This window comes from Aminobacter niigataensis, assembly GCF_946995915.1.
Classification (GTDB): Bacteria; Pseudomonadota; Alphaproteobacteria; order Rhizobiales; family Rhizobiaceae; genus Aminobacter; species Aminobacter niigataensis.
Genome location: NZ_OX341517.1, coordinates 2,931,463 through 2,948,188, shown reverse-complemented (window position 1 = coordinate 2,948,188; position 16,726 = coordinate 2,931,463). Strand labels below are relative to the sequence as shown.

Sequence of the window (16,726 nt, the reverse complement as noted above, 5' to 3'; positions counted from 1 at the left end):
GCTATCAGGATGACCGCCACGTCCGTCTCGCGCGCTAACAGGTCGAAAAGCGCCCTCGTCTCCTCTGAGAGCTGTTCGGGTGGGATTATCGACTTTGATGCCATCTCTCATTCCGACGCCTTTGAATGGCGCCTGGAAGCACGTCTTGGCGCAGCCTTTTCGGGTGTCGAAGGCCGAGCATTGGCTGGCTTAGCGGACTGCGCCGGTTCGGGCTGCGCGGCTTCTGAACCTTCTCCCTCCACACCATGTTTGAGGGCCTCAACCCGTTGAATGAGTTTCCACATTCTAGTGCGCCTCAAGTTCAATGGATTTTCTTTGCCAATGATTGACAGCGCCTCAGCCGCGCGCGCCATGATCTTGATGGAAGCCGGGCCGGGATTGGTGACATTCAGGTCAGCGGTCAGTCCGCGTCGAATGCTGGCCAACTCCTCGCCGTAGCATGTCGTTAGCGCCCGCACGTACTCATCGACCGGCACTTCTGCCAATTTGTCTGCGACTTCGGAATGAAAGCCATCCTTCTCCAGCGTCAGGAATAGCTCCACGACCGACAACTGCGGTTTTGCGCCTTTGTAAAGCTCAGTCACCCTTTGCTTCAAGTCCTCAGGTACTTCCCGACCAAACCGGTACATATTGCTGACATCGAAAACGTCCGGCGTGCCTTTATGAATGTCTACAAAATGCTCGAATATCTCCTCGGATCTCGGGTCGCTAAGTTCCCTGAAAACGTCGACTAGCCCTATGGCCGTGCTGAGGTTGTAATAGAGCGCGTTCTTCATGAAGGAGGCGTGGAGCGCCGCCAGCACATCGTCTTGAGTATCACGGAATGAGTAGTGGTACTTATCCCACGCGGCATCCAAGTCCCTACGCGCTTCTTCAGCTTGCTCGCGCTGATGTAGCTCGGCAGCATGGGAATCAACGCTCTCCTGTTTGAAATACCCATCGGCCACACCCTGCATAAGGACGAGGTCGAAATCGTCAGTGTATCTATGGCCGTATCGTCGAAGCATCTCTGACCATCTATCCGCGACCGGATCGGCTTTGTTCTTCTCACGTTCCAAGATGCCCGAGTAGGCGCCCATCTGTTTTACGAATTCCATGCCTGGCGCGAGTTCTGGCTGGTAATGGCACCATCCGAAAAGCACCAAGGAATGCACTACGCTTTTAAGGACCCCCGGCTTGTACTGCTTCAATAGCGGCTCGATGAGCGCCGCCAGTCGGAAGATCTTCTGGATGACTCTCACATTGTCGATGCCGAGCCTGACCGAGCTCTCACGTACAAGCTCTTTCAGACTTTCGCTTCCTTCAATGTTGTCCAAGGCAATCTGAGCGCTCTCAAACGCCATCGGCGCAAACCTCAGATTGATGTCGACGACCTTCTCCAGATAGGAGGTGAACTGCTCCTTATCTTCGCCCTTCAATGCCTCGTCGTTCAAAAGTAGGACGACTTTGCACTCCCGCTGCTCCTTCAGGTAGGACATGAAACCCAGAACGTCGCCGGCAGTTAAACCTGCGGCCTTCCGTTCTAGGTCGTCAAAGCAAATTATCTGCTTGTTCGACAATAAAGAGAGAGCTGAAATGGCAGCATCAAATATGCTATCGCCCCCGAGCGGCAGCATCTTCACGATAGTAGCCTTGATACCTCTCTCGCCTTTCGCAAGCGTTTCCCTCACGGTTTCAGATGTGATGAGGTCGCCAATTTTGTCGCGGATGACCGTATTCTGGAGAATGCTCGCCTTGATCTGGTTGACAGAACTCACGCCAAACAAAGAGACATAAGCGTACTGATTGAGTGCCACTGCCATCGGGTCACCTCGCAGGGCCTTGATGGCGGTCTGCCAGTTGTATGTCTTTCCTGTGCCCCAGTTACCCCGGATGCAAAGCACCTCAGGCTTTTCGGTCTTAAGGAACGCTTTGATTTGATCTTTGACCAACTGGGTAGACATGGCACCGAACTACGCTCGTTGAAGTCTCGCGACGGTCTTAGCACAAGGCCAGAAATAGAGAAGCAGCCCTCAGGCTGCCTCTTTGAAGTCGACGGGGGACGAAGTCCGATACCGTGAAGGAGTTCGGCACTTGGCAGAATCACTAGCTAAGTTATAGGTCATATAAACCTGACAAACTTTGTTAGGCTTCAGAACTTGCTGTCTATCGACAAGGCTTGACTCGACGTCAGGCTACCTCTTGCCGCCGACGCCTGCGGAATCTTGCCAAATATTCAAACAACGTGGTTCGGGGCCGGTCGCCGAAATGGCGTTCGACCAGTTCGCGGTGTCTGTTATCCTGGGCAAAGACGAATTCCTTCGCCGCACCCACAACGAGCCGATTGAGCCAGTTGACGAAATACTCGCCATCGTGGGCCTCAATCGCTTTCTGACACTGCACGTTGTTCACGGCTACGAAAGCGCGCTTCGGCCCGATTGGTAGGATGATGAATGTATCCGGCCTGTGCAGGTCGTAATGGGAAATTAGAGGGCGGTCGCTAGTTAGGAACTCGGCGTCACCACTGATTTCCCGGATGAACCAGCGCATGTTGTTCAGCTTGTCGCCGATAAGCCCGTGGTCGATAAGAGTCGGGGCCAGCGCAATAGCCCAAGCCACAAAGTCCTTGTCACCCTGTTTTTCCCAATACTCAGCGAACGTGGCCGGGTCGCTCGACTCCTTCTTCTCCTGAAACGCCTTCTCCAGTTGCGGTATCTCGTGAATCCACTCCTCCTGGAGAGATTCCCGCAGCGTTGCGAGATCGTCCGGCATACGCATCATCAGTGACATCAGGAAGCGCGACCAGTCGCTGCGGGCCCTTGCTTCATGATTGATACGCGGATCCTGGTTCTCAAGCATCGTCAGGGCGTCATGTGCCCGCGAATCGAGAGGCGACATGAATGTTCTCTCGACCCATTGTGCCTCGGCAGGCGGCTTGGACGGGTCCGAATACAGATATTCGTCACCGCCGGATTCGGTTGGATAAACCCGTTTGCGATGTATTCTGCCGCCGTAAACCTTGCGATAACGCAGCACACGCCCGTCTGCGCCTGCCCAGCGAGACTGGTGGAAGCTAGGAAGATAGTGATGGAATTTGGGTTCGCTGGACATCGCTGGAATCACAATTCGAGCAACTCAGCTACCGTCACAATCAGGTCGGATTGTGTCCCATATTCGGCTTCCCACGGCTCCTTTTCCATAAGGCGTATCGCGTTGCGCGAATGCTAATGATGCCGCACAGAGCGGGATCTTGTCTACTACGTCGCTCGCCTTCTGCCCAATGCCCCTGAATTCGATCTCCATGGCGTGTGGCACGGTGCAGCGGCCGACCCTTTCGTGGGCCTACTTAGCAGCCAAGATGCAGCCCGCGCCGCGACCCGGTTTAGATGAGCTCGATCGGTCGCGAACTTTTGTCGGCTTTCCGAACGGAAGCAGAGGTGAGATCCGGCCAACTTAGCGTGCAGTTCGGTGGCAAGGCTTTCGTTGAAATGACTGAATGAGGTCAGCTACTGAAAGGCGGTTATCTCCATGACTGCCGGATGTCAGGTGCGCCCCTCAAAGACACTGTCCTTAGCCTCCAATCGAGCGATAGTCGGCTCGGAAACCGCAGAATGATTGGCAAGATCGAGGATGAAGCGAATTGGCATCAGCTTCATGAAGGCTGTGTGCCAGCGACCATATCATATCGCGGTCGCTCCAATCCGATAAAGACTAAACGGACATGGGCACAGGGTGTTTCTCAATGCCCGATCCTTTGCTATTTGCCTCGGTAGTAGCGGATCAGTGGCTGGTGCTCGTCACTATCCGGCTGCATATGGCGGTTCGTGACGCCGGCTGCGAGGTCGCCAGGTGGCGCGAAGAACTCCTTGTCGATCAAGACAAACTGGGTGTGCCGAAGTTCTCCCGCGTTGAGCTGGTAGAGCATGCGATAGAAACCTTCGAACTGCGCCTTGTTCTCCCGCTCGCTGATGTTCTTCATCGGAGAATCGACGATGAGGAGCTCGGGAAGCGGCGCGTGAAGCTGCGCCGCGATGCGGTGCAGGGCGATTGCGAAGCAGCATTTGAAGAGGGTCTTCTTGCCGCCACTGCTAAGCGAGGTGAATGTCGAGCGGGTGAGGTCGCGGGGGTCGGCGCTGAGGATAGCCGGGTAGAAACTGGGCGGGTCCAACTCCACATGGTCGTTACGTTGGATGCCCGGCACCCCGGACAAGACCAGGCAGTCCAGGAAATAGCCGGCGAAACGCTCGAGACTTGTTCGGTCCGCCTCCGCATTGGTGCGCGCCTCTTTGAGCGCCTCGCGCTTCGCCTGTTCCAGGGCGACGATATGTGCGAGTGCCTCGCGCTGCTGCTGCAACAAGAGGGGTAGGCGCAATAGCCAGGCGATGCTCGCCAACTCGGCCTCCAGCGCCGCGCCCTCGCGCTCCTTCAGCACGCTCATCGACAGGAAGGCAGAGTCCTGTTCGGCGGTGGCGCGATTGATGTCGGCTTCGGCCTTGTCCTTGGTCTGCAACAAGCCCGACCGCTCCGCTCGCATCCTGGCCAGATTGCTGTCGATCGCGGCGATGGCTTCCTTCAGCTCGGCCCGTCGGCTGGCGATGTCAGCCTCAAGCGCTGCGACCTCGGCGGGATCGCCTAAGTCAACCAGGTCTTCCTGGCCGCACACGTCGCAGCATTGCGCCGGCCGGGTCGGCAGGGATTGGGTGCATCGCGGGCAGGCGCTGAAGGCAACGTCCCCGAGGATTTCGCGGGCCTCCGCGGAGCGCCTGAACTTCAGGCCCAGCATGTCGATTTCGTTACGATGTCGCACGTGCCGGTCCCGCATGGTGCGGAGTTCCTCGGCGTTGAGGTCGAGCTTGGCGATATTAGACCCCAGGCTCCGGGCCACCTTCGCCAGTTCGTCGATGGCATGGGTGGTCTGCTCCTCGCGGCGCCCCTTGCGCAGCACCTCTAGTTCCGCATTAACCTTGTTGATAGAGGCGCGAAGTTTCGACTCGCGCTCCGCCACTTGCGCCTCTGACTCAATGCCGACCTCTGCCAACGCCTTGGACAGGCTGTCGATCGATGCAACGCGCGCGGTTCTGTTCGCCCGGAGCTGGTCGAGCTCCGCTTCCAGATCGGCGACCCGTTCATCGTGGTAGCCGATCACATAGCGAATCACGTCGCGGCTCTTTAGCCGCATGTAGAACTCGGCCGATTCTTCGAGGTAGAAGAACGAGCTGTCGATGTGGTCCTGATCGAGGTAACAGTACCAAAGCAAGTCGCGTAGTGATAAGCGCACGATCTTGCTGTCCGCCTTGGCCTTGCTCTTGCGAACTCGCGGCGGATTGATCTCAGAGAGCCAGAAAACCAAGTCCGACAAGGTTTCGACGCCCGTTTCAGGGATGACCTCGCCGGCAGCCACACGGGCGGGAATGACGACCGAATAGCGACCCTGATCGTCCTCCCATGAGGCAAAGACGTCGGCGGCGTCCCGGGCCCGCTCGATGCTGACCGTAGCCCGTTCGAGCTCAAGGGTCAGGGTCGCCGAGACAAACTCGGCCTGCAGCGCGGGGGACAGCTGGATCGTGCCCCCAAGACAGTAGTCGACCAGTCGGGCGATGCTCGATTTGCCCGCGCCCATCTGACCCCAGAAGTAGCTAAGCTTTGAGAAATTGATCTGCTCGTCGGCACGGCGCAGAGACAGTTTTAAGGATACAAGATTGAACTTCATCGGCGCTCTCCGGTTGTGGCGAAGGTCTCCGCGTCGGGGTCGCTTGCGCCGATCTCAGCGCCCCATTTCATGCCCGTGATCTCTGGAACGATCTCGTAGACAAAGTCCTTGAGTTTCGTAGCCGACATGGCACCGACCGCTTTCATCATGACACCGCCCCGAGTCGCAAAGTCCTCGAAGGTCGGACGGGTGGCCAGCTCGTCGGCCAGGGTGCGGCCGCGATCAGTCAAGCCGATTTCGATCTTGCGGCCACTGAGCGACAGGGTGATGAGCCCGCGAGAGGATAGGAGGCTGAGCCAGCGCCGATAGCGTCCGTCCCACGGGCCATAGCGGAACCGGATCATCTTGGTCTCGACGGTCGTGCGCTCTCGCGGCAACACCGCTGCGTCGGCCGGCGACTTGTCGAGCGCCGCCAACGCCCGCTCCAGATAGACTGGGTACCGCAGCAGGAAGTCCAGCTTTGCAAGCTTTGTTATGCCCTCAATTGGCTTCGGGGCGCTCTTGCCGCGTTTGTCGGCGCTTCGTAGCAGCACCAGCAGTCGGGCGAGATGAAGACCGTCGGCGTTCTCTGCGTCGGCCGCGGCCTTGAGGACTGAGAGGCTCACCCTTCGCCTCCCTCGATTTGAAAGCGGTCGCTCCACCACACGCGGCAATCGTCGGTCAGCAGCGCTGCGGTGCCCATAAGCAGTTCATAGGGCGCTCCTCGAAGCAAATCTTTCCGCTGGGTCTCTAAGCTGCGCAGACGGTTCGACACGTCATTGAACATGGCCTGCCCGAACGGCGCTCCGGGGGTGCGACTTGCCATGAAGGATTCGATGCATTCTCCGTGAACCGCCTCCTCCACTTGTCGGAGCTGGCGAGCCGCCGCCACGGGATCCTTCGCCTGTTCTTCCAGGAAATGGTATTCGGCCGCCTGCTCGCGCGCCTTCATATAGTCGACTACGTCCTCGACGCCGCCGCGCGCCAGCTTCTGCTCTAAGATGCGCTTAGGCCGAGGCTGACCGAGGCTGATGGTCGGCGGGCCCTGGTAACGGAACGTGTCGCTGGTGCTCGACAGTGGAACCAGGGCCACATCCGCGATGACAATGCGCTTGGCCGTGATCACCGGATCGTCAGTCGTACCCAAGGAAATTCTGGCAAGGTGACGGTCCGGGTCGACCAAGTATAACGACGCGGCGCGGTGGAACCGGGCGACGAGGTCGTTGCAGAGCTCGCGAAGGGGGGCCGGCGCGAGGTGCGCACATTCGGTCAGGCCGCCGATATGTTCTTGAGCGAGGGCTGCGTCGAAGTCTTCGCGCGAGGGGCCCTTGACGGTTTCGAGCCGCCGCAACACTTCGAAGAGCTGCGCTTTTTCCGCGCCAAGCTCCGCCGCCAAGGCGTCGAAGGTGTTCCGAAATGGCGGCTGCATCGCGTCGGCTCCGCTGCAGGATCTCACGTGGTCCAGCATGAGACCGGGGCAACGGCCGCGACGTTTGTCGTCCTTGCTGGCCGGTGTGACCGAATCCACGTCGGAGTTGGACACGAACACGAACTTTCCGACCTGGCCGGGAAATGCCGTCATGAGATCGACGAAGCGGCCGATCGACTTGGTGAGGGCGGCGGACGTGAGCGTCCAGGCTCCGTTCTCAGGTCTCGATGTCTTGATCTGGTAGCCGTCAAAGAGGCCATCGGGTCGCTCGGCCAGGAAGTCTTCGTGGTGTTCACAGTAGAGGGCGGTGTAGTTCAGGGTGCCGCGCCGCACGGCGGCCAGAAGTACCACCCCATACTGATGTTGGTAACGAAAGTTGCGTTCAGTCTCGTCGCCGGGATCTCCGCTGGCAGTCGTTGTAAGCCGAGCAGGAACGTTGACTTCCTGCAATTGAATGTCGCCGCTACTCAAATGCAGCGATCCGTTTGCTCTGACCCATTGCTTGTCGCCCCCGCAGGGATCGATTCTACTCGGATTCCACTAACGCGACAACGGTACACTTGTAGGTTGATCCACCATCGCTTTGCACTTGTTTGAAATGCCGCGTCGCCGGCGAAAATTCACAATGATTCCTTTTATCGTCGCTATCGCAAGCCGCCTTATGTGGACCATTCGTCGGAGGTGATCAGTCCCGGTTCCCGCTTACGCGGCGCTATGCTGAACCTCCTTAGGTCACCTTGTTAACCGAGCGAATTGGCCGCGAATTTGCTTCGACCTCGTCCCGGCATTGCTGTCCTGTCGGACGGTCCGAGGTCTTTGCTTTATGCGCTGCTTCCTTTTGCGCCGGCACTGTATAGGCGTACCGGCCATTGGTCATCCAATCCGCGACGCTTCGCGGACTGGGATGTCCGTCTAGGGGCCGTGTATGGACGGCTCTCCGTTGGCAAGGGGTTCTTTGAGCATTTTGCGGTGCTGGTTGGTGCGGCCATGTATCCGACCTATAGGTGCGGCTCTTCATGCGCCGCTGGCCATAATGCCATTCGCGCGGCTCAGGTCCCGATCGCAAGCTCGCACTCGAAGGTGCACGGCCCCATTGGGTTTTCCTGATCCGGCGGTATCAACCGGCTTTGTGCATCAGCTCCTATCCGCCCTTTCCAACTTCGTCGGCGCTTACGCGTCTTGTCTCGTTCTATGCGATGACCGGCTCCCTGTAGCGCTCACCGCTTGTCATCAATGCCCAGACCATCCGGGCGGTCTTGTTGGCGAGCGCAACCGCTGCAACCTTTGTCGTTCGCCGTGCCATCAGCTGCACGAGCCATGGCCGCCTGGTCCCGTTCCGCTCGGCATAGCGGATGACCGCCATCGCGCCGACCACCAGCATCTGGCGCAGGTAGCGATTTCCGGCTTTGGAGATGCTGCCGAGCTTCTCCTTGCCCCCGCTTGAGTTCTGCTTCGGCACAAGCCCGATCCAAGCCGACAGGCAGCGACCCGATTTGAACGCATGCGCATCGGCGACGGTCGCGACGAACGCACTCGCCAGCAGCGGGCCCACGCCTGGTATCTCCATCAACCTGCGACCAAGCTCAGTCTCGCGCGCACTCGCCCGGACCCTGCGATCATTCTCGAGAATCTGTTCCTTCACGACCATGAGCTGCGCCTCGAGCATCCGCAGGCAGAGCCGTGCGTCGGCAGGTATCCTCAGGTCGTTCTCGTCATTGATGACGGCAAGCAGCTGCTCAATCCCGCCTCGCCCGATCGGCGCCACAACTCCGAACTCCGACAGGTGCGCCCGCAATGCGTTTGATATCTGGGTACGCTGGCGGTTGAGCATCAACCGGACCCGGTGAAGCATCATCACACTCTGCTGCTCGGGCGTCTTCACCGGCACGAAGCGCATCGTCGGCCGGGTCACCGCCTCGCAGATGGCCTCGGCATCGGCGGCATCGTTTTTCTGCCGCTTCAGATAAGGCTTCACGTACTGTGCCGGCAGCAGCCGCACATCATGGCCTCGTGCGATCAGCTCTCTCGCCCAATAGTGGGAGGAGCTGCAGGCCTCGATCCCGATGAGGCATCGGGGCAGATTCTCGAAGAACCCAAGCACTCGCCCTCGGGTCAGTTTCCTCCGAATGACAACCGCGCCCGCGGCATCCACACCGTGCACCTGAAAGACCGACTTCGCGATATCCAGACCAATCGTCGTAACGTGGACCATCTTAGCTCTCCTACACCTCTGGCCCCGCGACTATAGCCGCAAGGCGGAGGAGAGCCGTCCACCGCATCACTAGCGGACAGGCAGCTAATAGTTCAGACAAACTCTAAGCGGACAAAACGAGCGTTGCGTCCATCCGGGCCTCGACCTTCAGACGCCTCTCCCGGAGGACTCAATTCAGCATGGTGATGACGTTCGAGCACTGTCCGGAACCAAATTAGGAAACAACGAATGATCCGCACAGGCGAGTGTTTTTGAACCACATGATCTTCTTTATGAGCCGCAGATTTAGAAAGCAGTATCCTCCAAACGATTAGCTGCGGTCACGACCTACCGGGTACCGGCAGGGCCGAACCCTAATGTTCTCATATAGTGCTTACGGAAAATCCCGATCAAATCCTGATCTCTCGTGCCCTCGCACAATTCCAAGATCGCCGGAGACTGGCGAAGTTCAATCGTATAGCGCGAGGCTTTGATCGCGGCCTTGGCGGCGAAGAATTCATCAAGCGCTTCATCAGAAAGTTGACCCGTTGCCCAAAACTCAAACTTCACCTCCAGATTGCGCCAATCCGGATGTCTCTTTGTCTCCTTGAAAAACACCGGGACATTGTGGGTGAGCCAGCGGGTCATGTATTTGTCAGGGATCAATGCATACGGGCTGTAGCCCTTGCATTCGACGAAATGGATCGACGATTGCCCTTTCACCGCGATCACATCAGCCTCAGCCTCCAGGCCTTCCGGCGTCTTGAATAGTCGGTTCATGCGCACGTCATGCGAGATCGTTTTGCGGGCGATGTCTGCTGCGAGGTATTCGAAGAGCGTTCCTCGCAATTGAATTGAGGCGCCTTCGATTTTCCCGAGCTTCCTGAACAAGCTATCAAAGGCGTCGGCATTGGGAACCGAGCCAGCAGTGTTGCGAAGGACCGACGCGAGCTCGTTGAGACCTTCAGCGACCTCCTGGCCAAATAGATTGCTGGGAGTCGCCGGCACAATGCCGTGCCGTTTGGCGAGTTCGAAGGCTTTTCCGTCGTAGGAATTGGCCACAAAAATTTGCATGCAAGGACCGACATTCCGCAGGCGTCGCAGGGTCATGCACTTGTTGATGAACGGACGCATTCCCGCTTCGCCCATTCTTGGCCCAAGCAGAACGTCGCAGGCGATAAAACCGGGTTTGGCATTTCCTGCTTTGTCGTATTTCAGCATCGGACCCAAGTATGACGGGGCAGTCAAATCCCAGGCGAATGTTCCGACCGTGGGGACCGCATTTCCCTCCCGCGTGGCCACGCGGTCGTAACTCCCAAGCCCGAGATTGCGGACCCAGTCTCGAATAGCCGCGAGCAATATCGCTTCGGTGATGAGGCGCGCCCTCGTGTCGAGAGTGCTGCCATCAAAATAGCCTTCTGCCTGCATTAGCGTGATGCATTCACCTAGCCCCGGCACTTGCACCTTGCTCAGTAGTTTAGCTTGGTCCAGGCGCTCAAAGATCGTTCCCGGAGAGAGGTGCTTCAGCTGCTTTAGGGGCGCACCGCAGGCGATTGGGAAATGGTCCGCAGGTATCAGCCCGCCGCGCTGCCTGATGGCGGCGATGGCCAGCCCGTAAGCTGAGTTCGTTTCTAACAGCGCCTCGATGAGGCGTTCCCAATAGAGCGGCGACCCGAAATCATTCTGGAGATAGACGAAGCGCGCCTTGCGCGGAAAAGTTATATAGGCGAGACGCTTCACCTCGCCGCTGGCGCGTGAAACCCTCTTTCTCGCAGTGGTAGGCGATAGCCGCAGCACTTTGACAAGATGCTCACTTACCTTGCTGGTTAGGCAAGGACCGTGGTGTTCCAGAAACATCTCAATCGCGTCCGCCATCGGCCCTTTTCTGCAATGTCACACAGCGCTATTAATACCATGGGTACATGGATCGCGGCTCCTTTTTCGCATGTGGGAAAAGGCCATTGATTCTAAAAGAGAAAATCGGCATTTTCGACGCAATATTCTTGGCCCGGTCACAGTCGTTGACGTCACACCGAAAAATATCGCCAGTTGTCTGGCCGATCCGCACTGATGTCTGACTGATTGCGAAACGCCCGACCGTTCGGGCCAGGGTCAGCTCTAAGCTGCCGGAATCGGAAGTAAATCCGCGAACGCCCACCCCTTTTGCTCCAGGGCTTGGCGATGAGCGTCGGTGAGACGGTCTTTATGAACCGCGAGACACACCAGGTATTTTGCCCGGCTGGTGCCTACATATAGCTTCTTCATAAATCCGGCGCGGATGGAGGCGTGGGTTGTGGGGTGATCAGCGTCGAAAACAGGTCGGTCCAGCCCATCGTCGATCAGAAACGGCAGCATTTCTCTGACGTCAAAGAGCGTGCTGTATTTCGTCTCCAGGACCAGGGTCGCATCGTGGGTTTCGCCCTTGACCCCGTGGATCGTCGAAACCTCCAGAGGAACGCCATTGGGCGCTGCGAATACGTTGCCGGGAAGCACGGCCTCATCCTCCATCTCGGCGGCGACTGCTGAAAACGCCATGAATGGCGCTACGTCGCCAACGCCGACATCTACCTCGCACACCTGCCCCAGTTCGTTCGCGATGTCGGCCCATCGCGGCGCGTCCAACGCATCCAACATGAGAATTTCGGCCATAAGGCGATTGAGGCTGATAGCGGTGCCAAGGTCCGAGATGTACCTGTCCAGATTCGAGAGCGTGATCGGTCCCTCTTTTCCGTTCCGCCCGACATGGGTCTTTTCCCCAAGTCGAAGCATCTCGACGACACATTGTCTAAGCAGATGAGTATAAGCCTGGACGGAGCCTTCAGCCAATTCTCCGCATCGCCGCGCGGCGGCACAAAATGTGGATGGGACATGCGCGCGATTTGTCTGCACGCGATCAAACGCGGGCCAATAATTTTGAATAGTCAGAGCGTTGGGCGCACCCTCACTATCCGCCCGTGCGCCGACGACCTTCACCGTTCGCCGATGCTCGGCTGGAAGGCCCGCGACTATATCGGCAAATTTGGGGAGCACGCCTGCGATCGTTTCATTGTCGAAAACGATAATTGAACAAGCCGGCCCACCCGCTAGCTCTGCGCGGGAGCCCGTCAAATCTATGCGCCGCGTGCTCAGGCCCCGCACCTTCAAGGCAATGGAGTTGGTAAATCGTCCGCTGTCCGCGATCGGCTGTAGTTCGACAGCCGCGCCGTTGAAGCTATCGTTCGGCCTGTCACCCATGCCGTCGAAAATCGCCTGATCGGGATCGCCGACCTTCTGAAAGCTCACGCCGGAATCAGCTGGAAAAATGCGGCTCAGGAACTCGTCTTGAAACCGCGATGTGTCCTGCATTTCGTCAACCAGCACGACGGGAAAACGATTTCGGATTGCATCGGCCGCAGCCGGGTTTGACGAAAGCAGCTGATCCGCGATCGCATACATCTCGGAATAGAAAAGGAAGCCGTTGTTGATCGCGGCCTTCTTCGCCGCAGTCATGCTCTTATAGGAGTCGGTTTGTTCTCCCGGATTGCCGGGGATGTTGAGCTTGAGCGCCCCATCCTCGAATATGAAGCGAAGATCCGAAATCTTCCGCTGCTGGCTCATAGCAAGGAACGTACGAGCCGGCGGAGAAAGACGAGCGTCTAGGAAATTTGTGGTGGCGGCATCGTCGATTCGGCGGACAGGTATTCCCATCGAGCGGCACGCCGGCAGTGCCAAGAACGTGTGCGTGAAGTCTTGGATAGTGCCGATAAAATGCGGATAGGAGAGCAGTGCCCGGCCTGCCGCGTCAGTGCCTATGCGCTGTACGATCTCGTTCTTCGCGGTATTTGTGTGGGTCAGTACACAGATGCCTTGATGACGCGCAGTCCATTTGCCTGCCAAGAGGATCAGTTTCAAACCGATTACGGTTGTCTTCCCGGCGCCGGGACAAGCGTGCACATGCTGATAGTTCCTAATCGCGCTCCGCCGGGCGTCATCGAGGACAAGCTGGTTCTGCCCATCGCCATTGAGCCTGGCAAGCAAGGCTTCAATCGCTGCATCATCAAGCTGCGGCAGCATTTTCCGCAGCCTCTTGCGCAGGAGGATTGAAGTTGACTCCGGTCACATGTTCCAGAGCGCTCAACATGTAGGCTGGCAGTTTTGCTATCAGGTCGTCGCGGCGGGCCAGGCTTGCGGCGGCGTCCGCGGTGCGTCGCACTTCAGCCTGTTCGGCGTTCTCGGCTGGCGGGGGCTGCGTGACAATCGGGCCGAAGCGTTTTGCAAGAAGCGCCGAGAGCTTATAGGCGACTTCCGTCTTTCCTCCGCTCGATTCAGCGATCTGCTTGAAGATAGCAATTGCGCGCAACTCATCGTCATCGTTTGGAAGGGCGTCATAGCCGTCCATGTTCCCGTTTAGCGCCTCAAAGACTTCGGCCGACAGCCCGGCACGAATGAGCGAATACTCAAATGTCCAGTGGTCGGAAATCTCGACCCTGACATTTTGGCCGGCTGCACCTTTCCGCGTCGCAATCCACTGGGTTCTGCCGCCCGGATTGTCAGCGTAGTGAGATTCCCAGTAGGCTTGGTTGCCCAGTTTCCCCTCTTTGAAACCGTACATGTTGCCCTCTGCGACCTTGGCTCTTTCCGGCCACAGGTCCAAATCGCGCATGCATGCGACGCGTGTGTTGAGCCATTCCGCTGGCAGTGCATCCTTTCCCTTGCGTTGAAATATCCTCGCAAAATGGCCGAACGCCAAACTCCCGACATTGACCACTGAGACGCCATAATCCTCAAACGCGACGCCGAGCAGGTCAGCAATCGTCGGGAGCAAAACATTCTCGCCGTCACCTTCGACCAGTAGAACTCCCTTCGCGAAGAACAAATTCGACTTCGTGACGTCCAGGAATTTTTCGAGGAAAACATAGTTCTGTGGCGCCAGATTGGTTTCCGTCGCTCGAAGCGAGAACGCCTTCCCGCCCGACATGATTATCAGGTGTTCTAGCTGAGCCTTTGAAGCCAGGTTGGGGCTGTGAGTTGTGAGAATGCTCTGCAGCGACGCGTTCCGCCCGCTGAAGCCTTCTCGCAAAGCCTTCAGGAATTTCATCTGCAGTTGCGGGTGGAGATGCGCTTCAGGCTCTTCGATGAGCAAGAGCGGGAAGTCTTGTTGTTCCTGTTCGAGAAGGAGCAACTCGGTCGCCATAAAAAGCAGGTTGCTGTATCCCAAACCCTGATGCCGCTCTTGAGCGTCGATCAAGAGTTGCAGACGCTCCAGGATCGCGCGGAACATCTGTCGACGCTCGATGCCGGTTAGCTCTGCAAGGTCGGTCCCGCCCATGATGCTGATGAGTGGGCTTAGCGCATTCGACTTAAAGTCCAGGTCTCGCAGTTGCCTGTGAACGCGGCCCTTGGAAGACAAGACGCCTTCGTTCTCCATGATTGACTGGTTAGCGGTGACGATGGCGGCGAGAAGCTGCGCGATAGCCGGCTCGTTGAATTGCTCGGATGACTCCAATATTTGAGCCAGACGCGAACCCCTTCCGCCCATTAGCTCGGCTTCTGCGTCGCGTAGCGGTCTCAGATAGGTGGCAGCAAGAAACTCTCTCGCGTCCCGTTCGATAGCCGGTCCGTCCGCGTTTGCACCCGAGCGTATCTCGGTGCGAATCTGTCTCGTTCCACGCACTAGGTGAGAGGTCTGCTGCGCGAGAAGATTCAGATAAAGGACGGAGGTTCGACCTGGCCCGTCTGCATTCTTTTCGTGCGTCAAATGCTCAACGAAGGCACCCGCCTGTCTAGTGTTGATGTCCTCGAATTTCAGCTGGATTGAAAAAGCGTTCGTCCCTTTGCGGAAGTCGCGATCCTGAATACGGACCCACTCTCCCGAGTTGACGGACAGGGCGTAGCGCAGCGCATCCACCAGGCACGTCTTGCCGCTGTTATTCTCGCCTACGATTACATTGATACCGCTGTTCAAACGGACGCTGAAATCCTGAAACAGTCGGAAATTCTTGACCGTTACATTAGATAAAAACATGATCTCCCCCTCACGGTGAGATTACTCGCCTCGTCTGCATCGCGCCACGATTTTTCGCGCTGATCAAAGCTCATTCATGTCTTCTTGAATACGTTCCTCTGTCCCGACAAGCTGGCCGGCCGCGTCGAGATCAGGATTCATGTCCGTATCTGCGAGCTAGCGAACGCTGGTTGAACGGCTGGAATGGGGGCGCGAAGCTGCCGCTCACGGCGTGGTACACAAAGCGCGCGAAATTATCTCGTACGCTCAAACTCACGGTCGCTGCCATTCGAAGTGGCGGAAACGAAGATCTCTGATGGTTCGTTTCTGTTAGTCGGCAACTTGCATTAGCGTCTCCACCGCCGCAGATGCATCAAAACCAAGAATCTCTGCGAGCTGGATAAATTCGACGACATCCACTCGCCGCTGGCCACTTTCTAGCCGCGCCACAAAAGACTGGTATTGTCCGAGTTTTGTCGCCAATTCGGTCTGAGTGAAACCGGCTGCCTCACGCTTCTTGATTAGAAGCACGATGAGGGCCTTGTGCCTATTTGTGCCAAGTGTAGCGAGCACGAGCTATTCCCATCCAGTTGCAGATGGGGGCTTCACTTATATCTGATTTTCAGTTATCTTAAATTCAGATAATTAGTCGGACCGAAAGTATCACGCAGGTCTAACCGATCCATACACAAGGTAATTGGAGCTCGGATCATGGCTGATTCCGACAATACCACAGCTTTGCCTTTCGTCACCCAAGGGGGACGAAGGAAGAGCTGTGCTGTGGATGACGATACGAGAGGTGGCAGCGCTGCGGTTGCTGCTACGCCCATGGAGCGCTTCGCCGCGCGCTTGCTTGCGCCCATCGACCCATGCGTGGTCCTTCTGCAGGAATGGGAACAGGCACACCACATGGCCGTGGTTTTGTGCCGGCTGCAGCAGCGTCTCGAGATAAGGATCAGGAATGCCCTGAGGGCTTCTGAACCAAGTGGTGAGAACGACCAGCAGAGCGCACCGCAGCCAGCAGATCAGCAGACACGTTGGGACGAACTCGACCAGAAGGTCGGATACTCGCGAGCCCGTGCCGCCGAGGCGCAGGCCGTCGAGGCCGAAGAAGAGATCCTCGACGCTGTTGCCGCCACACCCGCCCAATCACTTGCCGGGGTGATCGCCAAACTGAAGATCATTGCCGGCGGTGGCGAGAACATGGGCGACACATCGGCATTCCCCTGGCCGCAAATTCAGTCGGCTCTGGCGGATCTCCAGGCATTGGGCGACTGCGGCGCGGAAGCGCTGCCGGCGGATAGCCGGCGCCAGCCCGCTGAGGATCGCGGCCTGGACGGCGAGACGAACCGCCTTCGCGCATCCATGTCAGACGCCACCATAGCCCGCGAAAGCCATCCACGGCGAAGCTGAACGCACTGCAGGATCGCGAGGCGAGGCAGCGATGCCGCGCGG

General features: G+C 57.8%; 11 protein-coding genes. 1 reads left to right on the top strand and 10 read right to left on the bottom strand.

What is annotated here, in order from left to right; genetic code table 11:
• Positions 1 to 107: 107 nt before the first annotated feature.
• The 10 genes from O1Y97_RS14335 to O1Y97_RS14290 form a co-directional block, all read right to left on the bottom strand.
• A complete protein-coding gene (locus O1Y97_RS14335; RefSeq protein ID WP_318761459.1) occupies positions 108 to 1,943 on the bottom strand; it encodes a P-loop NTPase fold protein in 1,836 nt (611 codons plus the stop codon).
• 226 nt (positions 1,944 to 2,169) lie between these two features.
• Positions 2,170 to 3,090 carry a DUF4238 domain-containing protein gene (locus O1Y97_RS14330; protein ID WP_318761458.1) on the bottom strand — a complete coding sequence of 307 codons (921 nt, stop codon included), beginning with the start codon at positions 3,088 to 3,090 and terminating at the stop codon, positions 2,170 to 2,172.
• A gap of 646 nt (positions 3,091 to 3,736) precedes the next feature.
• Positions 3,737 to 5,689, bottom strand: a complete 1,953-nt coding sequence (locus tag O1Y97_RS14325; protein WP_318761457.1) for an AAA family ATPase — start codon at positions 5,687 to 5,689, stop codon at positions 3,737 to 3,739.
• Complete coding sequence (locus tag O1Y97_RS14320) at positions 5,686 to 6,294, bottom strand: hypothetical protein (protein WP_318761456.1); 609 nt, start codon at positions 6,292 to 6,294, stop codon at positions 5,686 to 5,688. Before O1Y97_RS14320 ends, O1Y97_RS14325 begins: the two co-directional genes overlap by 4 nt.
• Positions 6,291 to 7,568: a dsDNA nuclease domain-containing protein gene (locus O1Y97_RS14315; RefSeq protein WP_318761455.1), complete on the bottom strand. Its 1,278-nt coding sequence runs from the start codon at positions 7,566 to 7,568 to the stop codon at positions 6,291 to 6,293. Before O1Y97_RS14315 ends, O1Y97_RS14320 begins: the two co-directional genes overlap by 4 nt.
• Before the next feature lie 718 nt (positions 7,569 to 8,286).
• A complete protein-coding gene (locus O1Y97_RS14310) occupies positions 8,287 to 9,309 on the bottom strand; it encodes an IS110 family RNA-guided transposase (RefSeq protein WP_318761454.1) in 1,023 nt (340 codons plus the stop codon).
• Between the two features lie 327 nt (positions 9,310 to 9,636).
• Positions 9,637 to 11,163 (bottom strand): hypothetical protein, encoded by a 1,527-nt coding sequence (locus O1Y97_RS14305; protein ID WP_318761453.1) that lies wholly within the window; start codon positions 11,161 to 11,163, stop codon positions 9,637 to 9,639.
• Positions 11,164 to 11,406: 243 nt separating this feature from the next.
• Positions 11,407 to 13,341: a UvrD-helicase domain-containing protein gene (locus O1Y97_RS14300; protein WP_318761452.1), complete on the bottom strand. Its 1,935-nt coding sequence runs from the start codon at positions 13,339 to 13,341 to the stop codon at positions 11,407 to 11,409.
• The gene (locus O1Y97_RS14295; RefSeq protein ID WP_318761451.1) at positions 13,325 to 15,292 is read right to left on the bottom strand and encodes an ATP-dependent nuclease; all 1,968 of its coding nucleotides are present in this window, start codon (positions 15,290 to 15,292) and stop codon (positions 13,325 to 13,327) included. Before O1Y97_RS14295 ends, O1Y97_RS14300 begins: the two co-directional genes overlap by 17 nt.
• A gap of 309 nt (positions 15,293 to 15,601) precedes the next feature.
• Complete coding sequence (locus tag O1Y97_RS14290) at positions 15,602 to 15,844, bottom strand: helix-turn-helix domain-containing protein (RefSeq protein WP_280226860.1); 243 nt, start codon at positions 15,842 to 15,844, stop codon at positions 15,602 to 15,604.
• A gap of 138 nt (positions 15,845 to 15,982) precedes the next feature.
• Here O1Y97_RS14290 and O1Y97_RS14285 point away from each other — a divergent pair, with 138 nt between their 5' ends.
• Complete coding sequence (locus O1Y97_RS14285) at positions 15,983 to 16,684, top strand: hypothetical protein (protein WP_318761450.1); 702 nt, start codon at positions 15,983 to 15,985, stop codon at positions 16,682 to 16,684.
• Positions 16,685 to 16,726: the final 42 nt, after the last annotated feature.